Here is a 15,863-nt window from a genome sequence, read left to right on the forward strand (position 1 = left end):
CACCCTCGCTCCCGAAGGCGAAAGCCGGGCCGCCGCGGCGTCGATGACGGATGCGCGCGGGAGGGTGCGATGGCGAAGCTTCTGATCGGGACCCTTCTGGGCGCATCCGCCCTCATCGCCTTCGCGGGCGTGACCGTCTTCGGCGTCGGCGCGGGGGCGATCGTGCTGGTCGCCCTGTAGAGGCTCACCCGCCCTCGACGAAGCGCCGCACGAGGTGGTGCGCGATCGCCACCGGCGGCGGCACGCGCAGGCCCTGCGGGTGCGTGTCCGCCAGCATCAGGCGCACCTCCTCCCGGTCGAACCAGCGCGCGTCCTCGAGCTCGTCGCGATCGATGGTCAGGGCGTCGCCCTCGGCCTCTCCGACGCAGCCGAGCATCAGCGAGGACGCGAACGGCCAGGGCTGCGAGAGCGCGTAGGACACGGCCCCGACGCGCACGCCCGCCTCCTCGAAGGTCTCCCGCCGCACGGCGTCCTCTACCGTCTCGCCGGGCTCGACGAAGCCGGCGAGGCAGGAATAATTGCCCGTCGGGAACCGCGCCTGCCGGCCGAGCAGGCAGCGGCTGCCGTGCGTCACCAGCATGATCACCACCGGATCGGTCCGCGGGAAGTGCTGCGCGCCGCAGGCGTCGCAATCGCGCCGGAAGCCGGAGGCGGAGAGCCGCGTCGGCGCCCCGCAAGCGGCGCAGAAGCCGTGGCGCGCGTGCCAGGACAGGAGCGACTTCGCCAGCGCGAGGAGCCCGAGCTCGCGCTCGGGCACGAGCCCGCGCGTGCCCACCGAGCGCAGGTCGACGGCCTCGACGTCCGGCCGCGCCGCGAGCTGCTCCAGCGCGTCCGCCCCCGTGAGGGTGGCGAGGACCGGCGCGCCGTCGAGCGTGCCGAGATAGGCCTGCGCCGCGATCTCGACGCCCTCCAGCGCCGCGCGCGGATGCACGGCGCGATGAGTCCCGTCGGGGGCCCTGAACAGGATCGGCATGTCGCCGGAGAACAGCGCGGTGAGCGCGGCGGGGTCGTCGCGATGGCGCTCCAGCGCCGCGTCGCCACGCTCGCTCGTGTGGCGGACGAGGCCGCTCGTGGCGAAGCCGAGGGGCGGGGATGCGGGGGGCATGACGTCTCTCCGGAAACGGCTCAGGCGGCGGCGAAGGCCGCGCGCAGCCGCTCGAGCAGCGCCTCGGCGGCGTGGGCGGGGTAGGGGGTGCGCGCGCCGGAGCCCCAGACGGGCCCCGGCCAGGCGGGATCCGACCGGAAACGCGCGACCACGTGGACGTGGAGCTGGGCGACCACGTTGCCGAGCGCCCCGACATTGATCTTGTCGGGCCTCGCGATCTCCGAGAGGACGCCCGTCGCGATCCGGATCTCGTCCATGAGCGACCGCGCGTCCGCGTCGGACAGGTCCGTGAGCTCGCTCGCGCCCGCGCGGCGGGGCACGAGGATCAGCCAGGGAAAGCGGGCGTCGTCCATGAGCAGCACGGACGAGAGGGCGAGGTCGCCGACGGCGCGGGTGTCGCCGGCGAGGCGCGGGTCCAGCGCGAAGCCGGTCTCGGAATCGGAATCGGACATGGCGCGAAGGATAGAGCGTGGGCGCGCCCGCGGCTACGGGGCACGGCGCGCTGCGCAGGGCAATCGCTTCAGGTTAACGGGCGTGCATCTCTTGACGTGGCGTGATTCCTAGAGGGCTCCTTCGATTCGGAGCCAGCCATGTCCACCCCGTCGTCCTCCCGCTCACTGCTCGACCACTTTTCGGCGCTGAAGGACCCGCGCCAGTCCTGGAAGGTGGCCTATCCGTTTCGGGAGATCCTGCTCCTGGTCCTGTGCGGCACCATCGCGGGGATGGACGATTTCGTCGAGATCCGGGCTTGGGGGAAGCTCCGGCTCGATTTTCTGCGCCGTTTCCTGCCGTTCGAGCGCGGCATCCCCTCGCACGACACGCTCAACGACGTCGTCAATGCGCTCGACCCGGAGCTGTTCAAGGCCTGCTTCCTGGAGTGGGTCGACACGCTGCGCGACGAGGAGAAGGAGGTCATCGCCATCGACGGCAAGACCTCGCGGCGCACGCATGCGCGGTCCAAGGGCCGCGAGCCGCTGCACCTCGTCTCGGCCTGGGCGACGCGCCAACGCCTGGTGCTCGGCCAGGAGGCGGTCGCGGACAAGTCCAACGAGATCGTGGCGATCCCGCTGCTGCTCCAGCGGCTCGAGCTCACGGGAGCGCTCGTCACCATCGACGCCATGGGCACGCAGGACGCGATCGCCGAGATCATCGTGGGGCGCGGCGGCGACTACCTGCTCGCGCTCAAGGCCAATAGGCCCGTTCTGCACGGCGACGTCGAGGCCTTCTTCGCCAATCCGCCGCCGGAGATCGCCGTCGATCGCCACGTCACCGTCGACGGGGATCACGGGCGGATCGAGGAGCGCCGCCACAGCGTCTGCCGCGAGGTCGACTGGCTGTTCTCCGACCGCCGCTACGCGGACGAGCCGCGCTTCCCCGATCTCGCCGCCATCGCCATGGTCGAGAGCCGTGTCGAGCAGGCAGGGAAGACCCGCGTCGAGCGGCGCTACTATCTCTCCTCCGCCCTCCTCGACGCCAAGACCTTCGCCGCCGCCGTGCGCGCGCACTGGGGCATCGAGAACCGCCTCCACTGGGTCCTCGACGTCGTCTTCCATGACGACCTCGCACGGCTGAGGACCGGCCACGGCCCCCAAAACATGGCCATCGTCAAGCACATGGCCATGAACATGCTCCGGAACCCGAAGGACAAGCACTCACTCAAGGTCCGCAAGAAGGTCGCCGCCATCGACGAGGATTACATGGAGGCGATGGTTCGTCAGGCCCCGCCGTTAACCTGAGGCGATTCCCCTGGCGCGCTGCGGGGATGCGCGCTGCGGGGATGCGCGCTCCGCCGCCTCCGCCTCGGCTCAGGGCGTCACGGGCGAGCGCGCGTCGGCGATGAGCTTGCCGCCGAGCCCGACGAAGCAGACGCCGGCGGCGCGCTCGATCCAGTGCCGGGCGCGCTCGAACCGGCGCATCACCGGGCCCGACGCCATGAACAGGCTCACCAGCGCGTACCAGAGCAGCGAGGCGAGCCCGACGAGGCCGACCATCAGCGCCATCAGCCACCCGGGCGTGTCGGCGCTCACCGCGGTGGCGAAGACGCTCGCGAAGAGCACGACGGCCTTGGGGTTCGTGAGCGTCACCAGGAAGCCGAACAGCGCGGCCCGGGACGGCGCGGGCGCCGGCGCGTCCCCGATCGCGACCGCAGCGGGCCTGGTCAGCACGAGCCGCACGCCGAGATACACGAGATAGCCTCCCCCCGCCGCGCGCACGAGCCAGGTGAGCCACCGATACTCGACGAGGAGCGCGGAGAGGCCGATCAGGCTCAGGCTCGCGTAGAGGCACAGTCCCGTCGTGACGCCGAGCGTCGTCATCAGTCCCGCGCGGGCTCCGTGCGTCATCGAGGAGCGCACGACCGCGACGAAATCCGGTCCCGGCAGCATCAGGGCCGGGATGAAGACGGCGAAGACCGGGATCAGGACGAGGAGATGGTGCATGGCGGGCTCCGAGCGAACGCTCCGAGGCTAGAGCATCGTCCCGCCGACGGGAATCCGGTCGGTGGACGAGACGATGCTCCGGCACGCAAACCAGTAGAGGTTCCGGCCTGATCGCATCGGGTCGCAAGGTGCACCTGGCCCGGCGCCCTCAGCGGCAATAGACGGTCCGCAGCCGGCCGTTCTCCCAGGCGATGCGGAAGGTGCGCCCCGGATCGTCGCAGGGCGCCGTCAGCCCGCGCGAATCGAACGTGTAGCGGTCGCCCAGCAGCACGCTCGCGGCCTCGTAGCCTCCCGACGGCAGCGAGGCGAAGACCCGCACCTCGCAAGCGCGCGCGCCGCAGAACATCGTGAAGCTCGCGGGGCATTCGAGCGCGTGAGCGGAGAGCATGTAGTCCGGCGCGCCGTCGCCGTTGATGTCCGCCTGCATCAGGCCGCCCGGCTCGAAGCGGGTCTTCGCGCCCGGCGTGTCGCAATAGTCCCGGATCTCGTCGACGGAGGCCTGCACGACCGGCGGCAGGACCGCCTTCTTGTCGACGTCGACCGCGGCGGCGACGGGGGATCGCGGCGCGGCCTGCGCGGCCGCGATCTCGGCGGCGAGCGATTCGCGCACCGAAGCGGCGTTCGGGTCGATGGCGTCCGCCGTGGCCTCGAGCCTGGCGAGGACGGCGCGGGAGGGCGCGGCGCCGGCCCGGCAGCCGCGGGTCGCGTCACGGATCGCAGCCGTCGAGCCGCGCAGGGACAGCGTGCCGAGCGGGCGCTGGTCGAGGCTCACGCGCACGGAGGAGGACCGGCCGCCGAGCACGGCGCGCATGTCCTCCAGCGCCTCGAGATCGGCATAGAGGATGGCCGCGTCCGGCACGATGCGCCGGAAGGGTACGACGTATTGGACGTTCCGGAAGGTGAACACGACGGGCACGGCGTCCGCGACGCGCTCCGAGAAGCCCGCGGTCAGCAGCAGCCCCTCGGTCGGACTGCAGAACAGCGCGAACCAGTCGATCGCGCCGACGGCGCCGGACACGGCGACCGGCAGGCCGAGGTCGGTGTCCATGCGCCACTGCGCCCGCGCTGGATCGGGGATCGCGACGAGCGTCGTAAGGGCGAAGAAAGCGAAGAGCGCGCCGAGGCGCCTCGCGCGCGCGCCCCTGCGCGCCGCGGTCGAATACCGCATCGTCAGCCTCCCTGTCTGCGCGCCATCGAAGCGCAGCGAGGGCGCCCGCGCAACCCCCGAGCTCGTTCCGGCCTGCGCGTCGGAGGGCCCCGTCGGCGCAGCCGCAAGCGCCTCTATGCGGGCCTGCCCGATCCGGCGTGATCCGGATCGGGATCGGCGGCGTATGCCCACTTGAAAGACATGGGGAGAACGCTATGGCCGATATCGCCGGAGTTCGCCGTCAGTTCGTCCGCGCCGCGATGGCGGCGCCGTTCCTCGAGCGCGAGGAGGAGCGCGACCTCGCCGCGCGCTGGAAAGACCTGAAGGACCAGGAGGCGCTGCACAAGCTCACCTCCGCCCACATGCGCCTCGTGATCGCGCTCGCCTCCCGCTTCCGCCATTACGGCCTGCCGGTGGCCGACCTGATCCAGGAGGGCCATGTCGGCCTGCTCGAGGCCGCCGCGCGCTTCGAGCCGGAGCGCGAGGTTCGCTTCTCCACCTACGCCACCTGGTGGATCCGCGCCTCCATCCAGGACTACATACTGCGCAATTGGTCCATCGTGCGCGGCGGCACCTCGTCCGCTCAGAAGGCCCTCTTCTTCAACCTGCGCCGTCTGCGCGCCAAGCTCACCCGCGCCGGCGACGACCGCATGTCCGAGGAGGTCTACGCCGAGATCGCCGAAGCGATCGGGGTGTCCTTGAAGGACGTCGCCACCATGGACGCGCGTCTCTCCGGCCCCGACGCGTCGCTCAACGCGCCCGTCGCCGACGGGGAGGGCTCCAATCCCACCGAGCGCATGGAGTTCCTGGTCGACGACGGCCCGCTCCAGGACGAGACGGTGGGAGACAGCATCGATGCCGAGCGCCGCGTGACGTGGCTGCGCGCCGCGCTCTCCTGCCTCAACGAGCGCGAGCTGCGCATCCTCGAGGCGCGCCGCCTCGCCGAGGAGCAGGCGACGCTCGAATCGCTCGGCGACAAGCTCGGCATCTCCAAGGAGCGCGTGCGCCAGATCGAGAGCCGCGCCCTGGAGAAGCTGAAGAAGGCTCTGGTCGAGCGCCACCCGGAGATCGCCGCCGGGTGAGCGGGGCGCGCGCGGGCCCCCTTCACCCGCGCCGCGAAAGTCGGCATCAAGTGGCGTACTGATACGTGACGTCCTTACGATCTGCTACCAGTCCTGCTCTCTGGCGATGGTCAATCGGCGGTCTAGCATTTCCGCTCCTAGTTCGAGGAGTGATCGCGTCAGCTCCGAATGATTATCTTTTTTGGAATATTTAAGAACATTCAATCCACGAGAGCGCCGTATCAAAGATACTTCTGCATCTGCAACAGGGGCTGGGAGTGTGATATAGTGAGGAAACTCGCTATGTTTGTAGCGATAGTCTTCGAGGATTAGACGCATGTCCGGATCGGAGAGACCGCAACCTACGAAAAGGAAGGTGTGGGTGTGTAAGAGAGCTGTGATCATCTCATAGAATTTAGCGTGCTCTACGCGGGCGCTTGCGTAATCCTCTGCGGTAAAAATAATATTATTAATTGTTTCAACGCTTCCATGTGGCTTTAGAATATACCGTCCGGAGCCAGCCACGACCTGGCGAATATCGTCATCGTGATAGTTTTTTACGATAACGGTTCCTTCGCTTTGAGTGTGTGCATATTTCTCGTAAATTCTGTCAAAGTTTAAAGATAAGATAACCCGGCAGTCCAGGTTGAATATTGCCCGATGAATTTCTGCAGGGCGATAGTTGGGTGTCATGAAAACACGTCTTACAAGACGATCCCATTCATTCCCGTACTCGTCCTTAAGGTAGCCGCAGGCTTCGAGGTACTCATACCTGTCAAGGGCGCGTTTGATGTATGTTTTTTTCCGTGGAAGGTTATTGTATGCGTCCTTCAGAAAGATCCCCCAGGTCGGCGGACGGTCCCCGTCGTCAGTTGCCGAATTTGCGGATGCTCCTGAACCAATCACAATCACAGCGCGCCGTCGCGCGATCGCATCTTTCAGCGATTCCGGCCAAAGGATAGTCATAGTCAACCCAGTGAGTCGAGGTTGGATAGTAAGTTTGCAGTGACATCGGAGTAGATTTTTCCCGCATCCTTAACTTTGTTAAAATGTGCTCCTCGGACTCCATCCTTGGCCTTGAGTGCAAAGATCGGCTTGTGAGCAGTCTGCGACATCGGCACTAGACTGTATAGATTTGGAATAGTTCCAATTTCATACACGAGCCCAAGATCAGATCCCTGTAATTTATCAACAAAGTTTGAACGAATTGTTTTGGGTATACGCCTCATAATTTTCTCATATGACGCGACAGCGCGCTTTTCTCCTTGTGTTGTCTTCTGTATATACTGCTGCGCTACATATCCGGCAAACTTGATGCGAAATCCATCTTGGGATGGAAGATCCTCCAACAACTCTTGTTCGGCTTGTTCCAGTCCGTGGCGCAGTCGCCGCCGCCATTCTACAAGTGCTACAGAAATGTTTTCGATAGCTTTCAAGCTAAAGATGTCGATCGACATAGGACTAACGAAAAAGCCACATGACAGAAGAACTGCTCGATTAATCGAGCCAAGTGATGGACCCATGTCAAACATCACAAGGTCATACGCATCGCAGCGATCAAGAAAATCTGAAAATAGATATGAAGTTCTGAGACCGCGAATGTCACCGGATATCGCATCCTGCCAATCTTTGGATAACAGGTCCTCTTTCAGAGCAAGGCGAGGGTCTCCAGGAACCAGATCTATTCCATAGTCTTCGACATGTAGCGGATTGATTTGCGAAGAATATCCTTTTCCAATTGACAGCGGGTGAATGATGCTGTAAATTGTAAAATTCTTTGAATTGTCGTATAAATTGAAGACCTCATCTTCGTCAAGCATCAATTGTGTCGCGTTGCACTGTGGATCTGCGTCTATCACCAAGACCTTCATCTGGCGCTCCAGGGCCAGATAGGATGCTACATTGCACAGCAGTGTCGTTTTCCCGACCCCGCCTTTGTTGTTAAAAAACGCGATTGAACGCAAGCGCCGCCCCCATCGTGACTCACAAAGCGTGATTGTTCTACGAGACAAACACATCGTCACTGACTTGACAAGCGTTGGATGAGACGCCTGTATCGGCTAGTAGCGTGTTATGGCGCTCCCACCTCTCCTCTCCCTGCAAGACGTCGCCCTCACCTTCGGCGGCGCTCCCTTGCTCACGAAAGCCGATCTCTCCGTCGCGGCCGGGGAGCGCGTGGCGCTCGTCGGGCGAAACGGCTCCGGCAAGTCGACGCTCCTGAAGATCGCGGCGGGGCTCGTCGAGGCGGACGGGGGCATGCGCTTCGTGCAGCCTGGCGCGACCGTGCGCTACCTGCCGCAGGAGCCGGATTTCTCGGGCTTCGACACGGTGCTCGCCTATGTCGAGGCCGGTCTCGCGGAGGGCGACGACCCCTACCGCGCGCGCTACCTGCTCGAAGAGCTCGGCATGACCGGCGAGGAGCCGACGGCGACGCTCTCGGGCGGCGAATCGCGCCGCGCCGCCCTGGCGCGCACCCTCGCCCCCACGCCGGACATCCTGCTGCTCGACGAGCCGACGAACCACCTCGACCTCCCCGCGATCGAGTGGCTGGAGACCGAGCTGAAGGCCATGCGCGGCGCGCTCGTCCTGATCAGCCACGACCGGCGCTTCCTGGAGACCCTGTCCAAGGCCACCGTCTGGCTCGACCGTGGCGTCACGCGGCGCATGGAGGAGGGCTTTTCCGGCTTCGAGGCCTGGCGCGACGCCGTGCTCGAGGAGGAGGAGCGCGAGCGTCACAAGCTCGAGCGCAAGATCGCGGCCGAGGAGGACTGGATGCGCTACGGCGTCACGGCGCGCCGCAAGCGCAACATGCGCCGCGTGGGCCTGCTCCAGGACATGCGCACGCGCCTGCGCGAGGAGCGCCGCGCGGTCGGCCAGGTACAGATGACGGCCTCCGAGGGCGAGACCTCCTCGAAGATCGTGATCGAGGCGAAGGGCGTCTCCAAGGCCTACGACGGCAGGCCCGTGGTCCGGGACGTCTCCATCCGCATCGCGCGCGGCGACCGGCTCGGCATCGTCGGCCCCAACGGCGCGGGGAAGACGACGCTGCTCAACATGCTCACCGGGGCGCTGGAGCCGGATGCGGGAACGGTCAAGCTCGGCGCCTCGCTGCAGATGGTCACCCTCGACCAGCGCCGCGAGAGCCTCGACCCGACCTGGACCCTCGCCGAGGCGATGACCGGCGGGAGCGGCGACCACGTCATGGTCGGCGGCCAGGCGAAGCACGTCGCGAGCTACATGAAGGACTTCCTGTTCGCGCCCGAGCAGATGCGCACGCCGCTGCGCGTCCTCTCCGGCGGCGAGCGCGGGCGGCTGATGCTGGCGCGGGCGCTGGCGAAGCCCTCGAACCTGCTCGTGCTCGACGAGCCGACCAACGACCTCGACCTCGAGACGCTCGATCTCCTGGAAGAGCTGATCGCGGACTACCCCGGCACGCTGATCCTGATCAGCCACGACCGCGACTTCCTCGACCGGGTGGTCACCTCGACGCTGGTGGCGGAGGGCGAGGGGCGCTTCGTCGAGTATTCTGGGGGCTATTCCGACATGGTGGCCCAGCGCGGCCACGGCGTCGGGCCGCGCCAGGTCTCCCCCGCGCCCGCCGAGAAGGTCTCCGCTGACAAGCGCGGCGCGTCGCAGCCGGCGCCGAAGGAGAAGAAGCGACGGCTCTCGATGAACGAGAAGCACCTGCTCGACACCCTGCCCGGCCTGATGGCCGCGCTCGAGCGCGACATCGCCAAGCTCCAGGCGGCCTTGGACGACCCCGACCTCTACACGCGCGACCCCGCCCGCTTCGAGAAGCTGACGACCCTCATGGCGAACGCGCAGACGAAGCTCGCCGAGAGCGAGGAGCGCTGGCTGGAGCTGGAGATGCTGCGGGAGGAGCTGGAGGGGTGAAGACCGCGCCGTGTCGGTGGGCGCCGACGAACCCCCCTCACCACGTCCGCTCGCCCCAGAACTCCTCCATCGCCAGGTAGGTGAACGAGGCCGACCAGCCGATCAGCACGAGGCCGTTCAGCGCCTCGATGCCGGTGAGGAGGCGCATCGGGCCCGTGGGCCAGATGTCGCCGACGCCGAGCGTGGTGTAGCTCGTCAGCGAGAAGTACATGAAGTCCGAGAAGGAGCCGGACAGCGCGCCTTCGAGGCGCCCGAGCCCGAAATGGTCGTGCATGGCGGCATAGGCCGCGGCGTAGAGCGCGATCTCGAGGATGTGCGCGAACAGAACCGCGACGATCACGGCCAGCACGCGGAACTGCCGGCGCAGCTTGAGCCACGGGATCATCGTGGAGGCGCGGCGCAGGATCTCGTAGTGGATCAGCACCGTGGCGGTGACGAGCGCGAACGCGATCGCGAGCGTCGCGAGCATGGAGGCGTCCTTCCCGGCAGAGGATTCGGGCCACCGAGCTTGCCAGAGCGCGCCCGCGCGCGTCCAAGGAAAACAGGTCCGAGGAGACCGGTCGAGCGGCTCACGCCGCGCCGCCGCCCTCCCGCTTCGCCGCGATCTCGGGCAGCGCCTCGCGCCAGACCTCGGCCGGCTGCGCGCCGGAGACGCCGTAACGCTCGTCCAGGATGAAGAAGGGCACGCCCGTGATGCCGAGCGCCTGCGCCTGCGCCTCCTCCCGGCCGACGAGGGCGGAGAGCTCCGCGTCGGCGATGGCGAGGCGCGCCTGGTCCGGATCGAGGCCGGCGGCGGCGGCGCGCTCGATCAGCACGACGTCGTCCGCGAGGTCGGCGCCCTCGTGGAAATACGCCTCGAACAGGCTCTGCGCGAGGGCGTGGTCGCGCCCGCTCGCGCCGGCGAAGGCGATCAGCATGTGCGCCTTGCGGGTGTTGGGCGTGCGCGCCTGCCGGTCGAAGCGGAAGGCGAGGCCCTCGTCCGCGCCGAGCCGGATCATCTCGGCATCGAGCGCGTCGGAGCGCTCCTTGCCCATCTTGGCGGCGCGATAGGCGGCGCGCTCCATGCCGGAGGCCGGCATGTCCGGGTTGAGCTCGAAGGGCCGCCAGGTGATCGCGAGCGGCACGCCGCTCTCGGCCGCGCCGCGCTCGAGCCGCGCCTTGCCGAGCCAGCACCAGGGGCAGATCACGTCCGAGACGACGGTGACGGCGAGCGGGGTCGTGTTCGGCGTCGTGTTCGGCGTCGCCATGGGAAGCCTCCTCTGTCGCGGGCGCGAGGCTAGCGTGATCGCCCGGCGGTGGCCAGCCGCCGCATCGTCCTTATCCGGAAGCGGCGACCGTGCGCTTGCGCGGGCGGGCGCGGCGCGCGACACGTCGCGGGCTCCTTCCACGAACCCGCCCGAGACGCCCGATGAACAGACAGGATTATCGCCGCGAAGCCCACCGCGCCGCGGATTGGTCGGCCGACTATCTCGAGACGGTCGAGAGCCTGCCGGTGCGGCCCTCCCTCGCGCCGGGCGCGGTCGCCGCGCGCCTGCCGGCCGCGCCGCCGGAGGAGGCCGAGCCGATGGACGCGATCTTCGCCGATCTCGACGCCGTCATCGTCCCCGGCATGACGCATTGGCAGCACCCACGCTTCTTCGCCTACTTCCCGGCGAACTCGAGCCCGCCCTCGGTGATCGCCGAGACGATCACCGCCACCATCGCCGCGCAATGCATGCTCTGGCAGACCTCGCCGGCGGCGACGGAGCTCGAGACGCGGGTGCTCGACTGGCTGCGCGGCATGATCGGGCTACCCGACGGCTTCCACGGCGTCATTCAGGATTCGGCGTCCGGCGCCACCCTCGCAGCGCTGCTCGCGGCGCGGGAGAAGGCGCTGTCCGGCGGCGGCAACCGCGACGGGCTCGCGGCGCACGCGCCGGTGCGGGTCTACGCCTCGGCGCACGCCCATTCCTCCATCGACAAGGCCGTGCGCATCGCCGGCATCGGCGACGCCAATCTCGTACGCGTGCCGGTGGCAGGCCCGCGTTTCGCCATGGACACGGCCGCCCTCGAGGCCGCGATCCTCGCCGACCGCGCGGCGGGCCTCGTCCCCGCGGCGATCGTCGCCTGCCTCGGCGGCACCAGCGTCGGCGCCTGCGACGACGTCGCGGCGGTGGCCGACGTCGCCGAGCGGCACGGGCTCTACCTCCACGTCGACGCGGCCTGGGCCGGCAGCGCCATGATCTGCCCGGAGTTCCGCGGCTTCATGGCGGGGGCGGAGCGGGCGGACAGCCTCGTGCTCAACCCGCACAAATGGCTGTTCACGAACTTCGACCTTTCGGCCCATTACGTGAAGGATCCGGCGGCCCTCACCGACGCGCTGAGCCTCAAGCCGGACTACCTGCGCACGCTCGGCGCCGACGGGCAGGTCGACTACAGCGACTGGTCGGTCCCGCTGGGCCGCCGCTTCCGGGCGCTCAAGCTCTGGTTCGTCATCCGCGCCTACGGCGTCGCGCGCCTGCGCGAGATGATCCGCGCCCATGTCCGCCTCGCCGAGGAGATCGCCGGCTGGATCGCGGATGCGCCCGATTTCGAGCTCGTCACCCCGCCGATGCTCTCGCTGTTCTCCTTCCGCTACGCCCCCGCCGGGGCGTCCGACCTCGACGCGCTCAACGCTCGCCTGATCGAGCGCATCAACGCCGACGGGCGCATCTATCTGACCCAGACCCGCCACGAGGGCCGCTTCGTCATCCGCTTCCAGGTCGGCCAGACGACGACGGAGCGCCGCCACGTCGCGGAGGCCTGGGCGGTGATCCGCGAGATCGCGCACGGGCTCGAAGCGGGCTGAATCCAGCGCTGAAAGCGCGTCACCACCGGTCTTCCCACGCTTCTCCCCACGGTCGCTCTCACGCGCCGCGCCGAGACCTCCGGCGCAGCAAAGGAGAGATCGACCATGACGACCGCGACCCTCACCCCCGCCTCCCTCGTTCCCGCGCCCATCGGCGCGGCGCGCGCCGGGCGCTCCCTCGTGCCGAAGGCCGCCCTCGCCGTCGGGCTCGGCTTCGGCGCCGTCTCGAGCCTGTCCGTGTTCATGGGCCCGCTCGAGGCGGCCTTCGGCTGGTCGCGCGCCGACCTGTCGATGGGCTACACCCTGCTCACGCTCGGCATGGCCGGCGGCGGGCTGCTCTGGGGCGCGCTCGCCGACACGCGCCATCTGCCGCGCATCCTCGTCGGCGGCGCCGCCGGGCTCGGGCTCGGCCTCGCCCTCGCGAGCCGCGTCGAGAGCGTTCTCGCCTATTGGGCGATCGCCGCCGGCATCGGCCTTCTCGGCTTCGGCGCGCTCTACGTGCCGCTCTGCGCCGTCGTCGGCGCGCGGGCGGGGGCGAAGCGCGGGCTGGCGCTCGGCCTCGTCACCGCCGGCGGCGCGGTGGGGCAGGGCGTGCTTCCCGTCGTCGCCGAGCGGCTGATCGCCCTCGCCGGCTGGCGCGAGGCCTTCCTCGTGCTGGGCCTCGCGATCGTCGCCCTGCTCGTGCCGGCCATGGCCACGATCGCCCCGCCGCCGGAGCGGTCGAGACCGCTCGTGCCGCCCGACGGCGCCGCAGCCGCCGCACCCTCCGCGGCGCCGGCGACGATCTGGCTCTCGGCCGCGGCGTTCTTCTGCTGCGCCTGCATGGCCGTGCCGCTGGTCCACCTCGTCTCGCTGACCTGCGCGGCGGGCTACGCGCCGGCGACCGGCGCCGGCCTCGTCTCGCTCGTCATGCTCACCGGCGCCGCGAGCCGCATCGGCATCGGCGCGCTCGCCGATCGCGTGGGCGGTCTCGCGACCTATCTCGGCGCGGGCGTCCTGCAGACGGGCAGCGTCCTGTTCTTCGCCACCAGCGGCTCGCTCGCGATCCTGGCGCCAGTGGGGATCGTCTTCGGGATGGGCTTCGCCGGCACCATGACGAGCCTCCTCGTCCTCGTGCGCGAGAGCGTGCCGGCGGCGGCGGTCGGGCGCACGACCGGGATCACCGGCGTCTTCGCCTGGCTCGGCATGGGCGCCGGCGGCGCCCTCGGCGGGATCGTCCACGACGCCACCGGCGGCTATCTCGCCGCCTTCGCGCTCGCCGCCGTGGCGGGCGCGATCAACGTCGCGATCCTCCTCGGCTTCGGCCTCGCCCGGCGGCGCGGCGCGCTCTGAGCGCGCCCGATTTCCACGCTCCGGGCCCCTCTTCCAACCCCCGTTCCCACTGCGGCTCACACGCTGCGGGCCGAGAAGAGGGACGTCGGCGGCGCGATGGTCGCGCCGCCCGCTTCACCGAAGGAACAGCACCCATGACCGCCACGACCAACCCCGCCCCGAAGGCTCCGCCGGTCCCCCGCAACGGCGTCGACACGCCGACCCTGTTCGCGACGATCGGCGTGGTGAAGGACCAGCCCGCGCTCGCGCAGTTCCAGTTCCGCGCGCAGAGCCGCTGGGTCTCCGGCACCCACTCGCAGACGACGTTCTCGGGCTTCTCCGGCGCCGGCGGCGCGCACGAGCACAAGTTCGTCACGACGGCGCATGCCGACCATCCGGCCGTGCTCACCGGCACGGACGAGGGCCCGACCCCGGTCGAGTGGCTGCTGCACGCGCTCGCCGCCTGCCTCACCGCCGGCATCGCCAACGTCGCCGCCGCCCGGGGCGTGACGCTCTACGAGGTCACCTCGACGGTGGAGGGCGACATCGACCTGCAGGGCATCCTCGGCCTCTCCACGCAAGTCCGCAACGGCTACCAGGGCATCCGCGCCTCCTTCTCGATCAAGGGCGACGCCTCGCCCGAGACGCTGGAGGGCATCGTGCGCCAGAGCCAGGCCCGCTCGGCCGTCTACGACTTGCTCACCAACGGGGTGCCCGTCTCCGTCTCGGTCGAGACCGGCAGCGCCCAGTGATCACGTGACCCCTCGCGAGCGGCCGCCGGCGCGCGCTGTCGCGCCCGGCGGCCCGCCGCGCGCCCTCTCTTTCCCAAGGACGAGACCCATGACCCGCACGGACGTGCTCGTGATCGGGGCGGGCCAGGCCGGCCTCGCGACGAGCCGCGCCCTCGCCGACAGCGGCATCGACCACGTGCTCCTCGAGCGGGGCCGGGTCGCCGAGCGCTGGCGGTCCGAACGCCGGCCCTCGCTCACGCTGCTCACCCCGAACTGGATGAACCGCCTCCCGGGCGACGCGCGCCCGCTCTCCGATCCGGACGGCTTCATGAGCGCCCCCGATCTCGTCGCCCGCCTCGACGCCTATGCGGCGCGGACCGCAGCCCCGATCGTGACCGGCGCCGCGGTGACCGCGCTCGAGCCGGCGCCCGGCGGCGGCTACGTCGCGCGGACCACGGCGGGAGAGTGGCGCGCCCGCGCCGTGGTGATCGCCACCGGCGCCTGCGACGCCCCGTGCGTTCCGGATCTCGCCGCCCGCCTGCCGGCGGACGTCGCGCGGATCGCGGCGCAGGACTATCGTAGCCCCGCCGACGTCGCCGCGGGCGGCGTCCTCGTGGTCGGCGCCTCGTCCTCGGGGCTGCAGATCGCCGACGAGCTCGCCCGCGCGGGCCGGGACGTGACGCTCTGCGTCGGCGGCCACACCCGCGTTCCGCGCACCTATCGCGGGCGCGACGTGTTCTGGTGGCTCGACCGCGCCGGCATTCTCGACGAGCCGGCGGAGGGCCGCGCCGACATCGCCCGGCTGCGCCGCCAGCCGTCTTTGCAGCTCGTCGGCCGTCCGGGCCGCTTCGACCTCGGCACGGCGCAGGCGAACGGCGTGCGCCTCCTCGGACGGCTGCTCGACGCCGACGGCGCGCGCCTCTCGCTGGCGCAGGACCTCGCAGCGCGGATGGCCGATGCCGACCGCCGCCTCACGCGGCTCCTCGAGCGCTTCGATGCCGCCGCGCCCGGGCTCGGCGTCGACGGCGCGCCCGAAAGCGTCGCCCCGCTCGCCGCGCCGGACGCGCCCGCGACCCTCGATCTGCGCGCGGCCGGAATCCGAACGGTCGTGTGGGCGATCGGCTACCGCCGATCCTATCCGTGGCTGCGCGTCCCCGTCCTCGATGGGGACGGCGAGATCGCGCAGGAGGGCGGCATCACCGCCGCGCCCGGGCTCGTTGCGCTCGGCCTGCGCTTCATGCGGGCGCGGCGCTCGAACTTCATCGACGGCTGCGGCCGGGACGCCGCCGCCCTCCTCCCGCACATCCTCGCCCACCTCGGCGCCGCGCGCGCCGCCGCCTGAAGGACGA

The 15,863-nt window shown here is 69.4% G+C and carries 15 protein-coding genes; 7 read left to right on the forward strand and 8 right to left on the reverse strand.

Features of this window, described 5'->3' with window-relative positions; genetic code table 11:
- Window positions 1-184 precede the first annotated feature (184 nt).
- Window positions 185-1,105, reverse strand: coding sequence for an NAD(+) diphosphatase (nudC, locus tag ABL310_RS04320; RefSeq protein WP_349370474.1), 921 nt, complete (start codon window positions 1,103-1,105; stop codon window positions 185-187).
- Window positions 1,106-1,125: 20 nt separating this feature from the next.
- On the reverse strand, window positions 1,126-1,557 hold the full coding sequence (locus tag ABL310_RS04325; protein ID WP_349370475.1) for an HIT family protein: 432 nt from the start codon (window positions 1,555-1,557) through the stop codon (window positions 1,126-1,128).
- Between the two features lie 138 nt (window positions 1,558-1,695).
- On the opposite strand from ABL310_RS04325, the gene ABL310_RS04330 reads away from it, so the two are divergent.
- Window positions 1,696-2,841 (forward strand): ISAs1 family transposase, encoded by a 1,146-nt coding sequence (locus ABL310_RS04330; protein WP_349370476.1) that lies wholly within the window; start codon window positions 1,696-1,698, stop codon window positions 2,839-2,841.
- Between the two features lie 69 nt (window positions 2,842-2,910).
- Here ABL310_RS04330 and ABL310_RS04335 read toward each other — a convergent pair whose 3' ends face one another.
- Both ABL310_RS04335 and ABL310_RS04340 read right to left on the reverse strand, forming a co-directional pair.
- Window positions 2,911-3,543: a LysE family transporter gene (locus ABL310_RS04335; RefSeq protein WP_349370477.1), complete on the reverse strand. Its 633-nt coding sequence runs from the start codon at window positions 3,541-3,543 to the stop codon at window positions 2,911-2,913.
- Window positions 3,544-3,691: 148 nt separating this feature from the next.
- Window positions 3,692-4,711 carry a hypothetical protein gene (locus ABL310_RS04340; protein ID WP_349370478.1) on the reverse strand — a complete coding sequence of 340 codons (1,020 nt, stop codon included), beginning with the start codon at window positions 4,709-4,711 and terminating at the stop codon, window positions 3,692-3,694.
- Between the two features lie 194 nt (window positions 4,712-4,905).
- On the opposite strand from ABL310_RS04340, the gene ABL310_RS04345 reads away from it, so the two are divergent.
- Entirely contained in the window at window positions 4,906-5,772 is an 867-nt protein-coding gene (locus ABL310_RS04345) for an RNA polymerase factor sigma-32 (RefSeq protein WP_349370479.1), read from the forward strand.
- Window positions 5,773-5,856: 84 nt separating this feature from the next.
- Here the strand turns inward: ABL310_RS04345 and ABL310_RS04350 are convergent, their stop codons facing one another.
- Together ABL310_RS04350 and ABL310_RS04355 are read right to left on the reverse strand one after the other, a co-directional pair.
- On the reverse strand, window positions 5,857-6,717 hold the full coding sequence (locus ABL310_RS04350) for an SIR2 family protein (protein WP_349370480.1): 861 nt from the start codon (window positions 6,715-6,717) through the stop codon (window positions 5,857-5,859).
- A gap of 2 nt (window positions 6,718-6,719) precedes the next feature.
- Window positions 6,720-7,769 (reverse strand): ParA family protein, encoded by a 1,050-nt coding sequence (locus ABL310_RS04355; RefSeq protein ID WP_349370481.1) that lies wholly within the window; start codon window positions 7,767-7,769, stop codon window positions 6,720-6,722.
- 55 nt (window positions 7,770-7,824) lie between these two features.
- Between ABL310_RS04355 and ABL310_RS04360 the strand changes: the two genes are divergently transcribed.
- Window positions 7,825-9,645, forward strand: coding sequence for an ABC-F family ATP-binding cassette domain-containing protein (locus ABL310_RS04360; protein ID WP_349370482.1), 1,821 nt, complete (start codon window positions 7,825-7,827; stop codon window positions 9,643-9,645).
- Between the two features lie 37 nt (window positions 9,646-9,682).
- Here ABL310_RS04360 and ABL310_RS04365 read toward each other — a convergent pair whose 3' ends face one another.
- Window positions 9,683-10,114: a potassium channel family protein gene (locus ABL310_RS04365; RefSeq protein WP_349370483.1), complete on the reverse strand. Its 432-nt coding sequence runs from the start codon at window positions 10,112-10,114 to the stop codon at window positions 9,683-9,685.
- A gap of 100 nt (window positions 10,115-10,214) precedes the next feature.
- Window positions 10,215-10,892, reverse strand: a complete 678-nt coding sequence (locus ABL310_RS04370) for a DsbA family oxidoreductase (RefSeq protein ID WP_349370484.1) — start codon at window positions 10,890-10,892, stop codon at window positions 10,215-10,217.
- Window positions 10,893-11,053: 161 nt separating this feature from the next.
- Between ABL310_RS04370 and ABL310_RS04375 the strand changes: the two genes are divergently transcribed.
- The 4 genes from ABL310_RS04375 (at window position 11,054) to ABL310_RS04390 (ending at window position 15,856) form a co-directional block, all read left to right on the forward strand.
- The gene (locus tag ABL310_RS04375) at window positions 11,054-12,472 is read left to right on the forward strand and encodes a pyridoxal-dependent decarboxylase (RefSeq protein ID WP_349370485.1); all 1,419 of its coding nucleotides are present in this window, start codon (window positions 11,054-11,056) and stop codon (window positions 12,470-12,472) included.
- Window positions 12,473-12,577: 105 nt separating this feature from the next.
- Window positions 12,578-13,804: an MFS transporter gene (locus ABL310_RS04380; RefSeq protein ID WP_349370486.1), complete on the forward strand. Its 1,227-nt coding sequence runs from the start codon at window positions 12,578-12,580 to the stop codon at window positions 13,802-13,804.
- A gap of 134 nt (window positions 13,805-13,938) precedes the next feature.
- Complete coding sequence (locus ABL310_RS04385; protein WP_349370487.1) at window positions 13,939-14,535, forward strand: OsmC family protein; 597 nt, start codon at window positions 13,939-13,941, stop codon at window positions 14,533-14,535.
- Between the two features lie 88 nt (window positions 14,536-14,623).
- A complete protein-coding gene (locus ABL310_RS04390) occupies window positions 14,624-15,856 on the forward strand; it encodes an NAD(P)/FAD-dependent oxidoreductase (protein ID WP_349370488.1) in 1,233 nt (410 codons plus the stop codon).
- Window positions 15,857-15,863: the final 7 nt, after the last annotated feature.

This window comes from Salinarimonas sp., assembly GCF_040111675.1.
Classification (GTDB): domain Bacteria; phylum Pseudomonadota; class Alphaproteobacteria; order Rhizobiales; family Beijerinckiaceae; genus Salinarimonas.

Bases quoted from the DNA above. Each gene is read 5' to 3' on its own strand.
- nudC (WP_349370474.1), bottom strand. From the start codon at position 1,105: ATGCCCCCCGCATCCCCGCCCCTCGGCTTCGCCACGAGCGGCCTCGTC.
- ABL310_RS04325 (WP_349370475.1), bottom strand. From the start codon at position 1,557: ATGTCCGATTCCGATTCCGAGACCGGCTTCGCGCTGGACCCGCGCCTC.
- ABL310_RS04330 (WP_349370476.1), top strand. From the start codon at position 1,696: ATGTCCACCCCGTCGTCCTCCCGCTCACTGCTCGACCACTTTTCGGCG.
- ABL310_RS04335 (WP_349370477.1), bottom strand. From the start codon at position 3,543: ATGCACCATCTCCTCGTCCTGATCCCGGTCTTCGCCGTCTTCATCCCG.
- ABL310_RS04340 (WP_349370478.1), bottom strand. From the start codon at position 4,711: ATGCGGTATTCGACCGCGGCGCGCAGGGGCGCGCGCGCGAGGCGCCTC.
- ABL310_RS04345 (WP_349370479.1), top strand. From the start codon at position 4,906: ATGGCCGATATCGCCGGAGTTCGCCGTCAGTTCGTCCGCGCCGCGATG.
- ABL310_RS04350 (WP_349370480.1), bottom strand. From the start codon at position 6,717: ATGACTATCCTTTGGCCGGAATCGCTGAAAGATGCGATCGCGCGACGG.
- ABL310_RS04355 (WP_349370481.1), bottom strand. From the start codon at position 7,769: ATGTGTTTGTCTCGTAGAACAATCACGCTTTGTGAGTCACGATGGGGG.
- ABL310_RS04360 (WP_349370482.1), top strand. From the start codon at position 7,825: ATGGCGCTCCCACCTCTCCTCTCCCTGCAAGACGTCGCCCTCACCTTC.
- ABL310_RS04365 (WP_349370483.1), bottom strand. From the start codon at position 10,114: ATGCTCGCGACGCTCGCGATCGCGTTCGCGCTCGTCACCGCCACGGTG.
- ABL310_RS04370 (WP_349370484.1), bottom strand. From the start codon at position 10,892: ATGGCGACGCCGAACACGACGCCGAACACGACCCCGCTCGCCGTCACC.
- ABL310_RS04375 (WP_349370485.1), top strand. From the start codon at position 11,054: ATGAACAGACAGGATTATCGCCGCGAAGCCCACCGCGCCGCGGATTGG.
- ABL310_RS04380 (WP_349370486.1), top strand. From the start codon at position 12,578: ATGACGACCGCGACCCTCACCCCCGCCTCCCTCGTTCCCGCGCCCATC.
- ABL310_RS04385 (WP_349370487.1), top strand. From the start codon at position 13,939: ATGACCGCCACGACCAACCCCGCCCCGAAGGCTCCGCCGGTCCCCCGC.
- ABL310_RS04390 (WP_349370488.1), top strand. From the start codon at position 14,624: ATGACCCGCACGGACGTGCTCGTGATCGGGGCGGGCCAGGCCGGCCTC.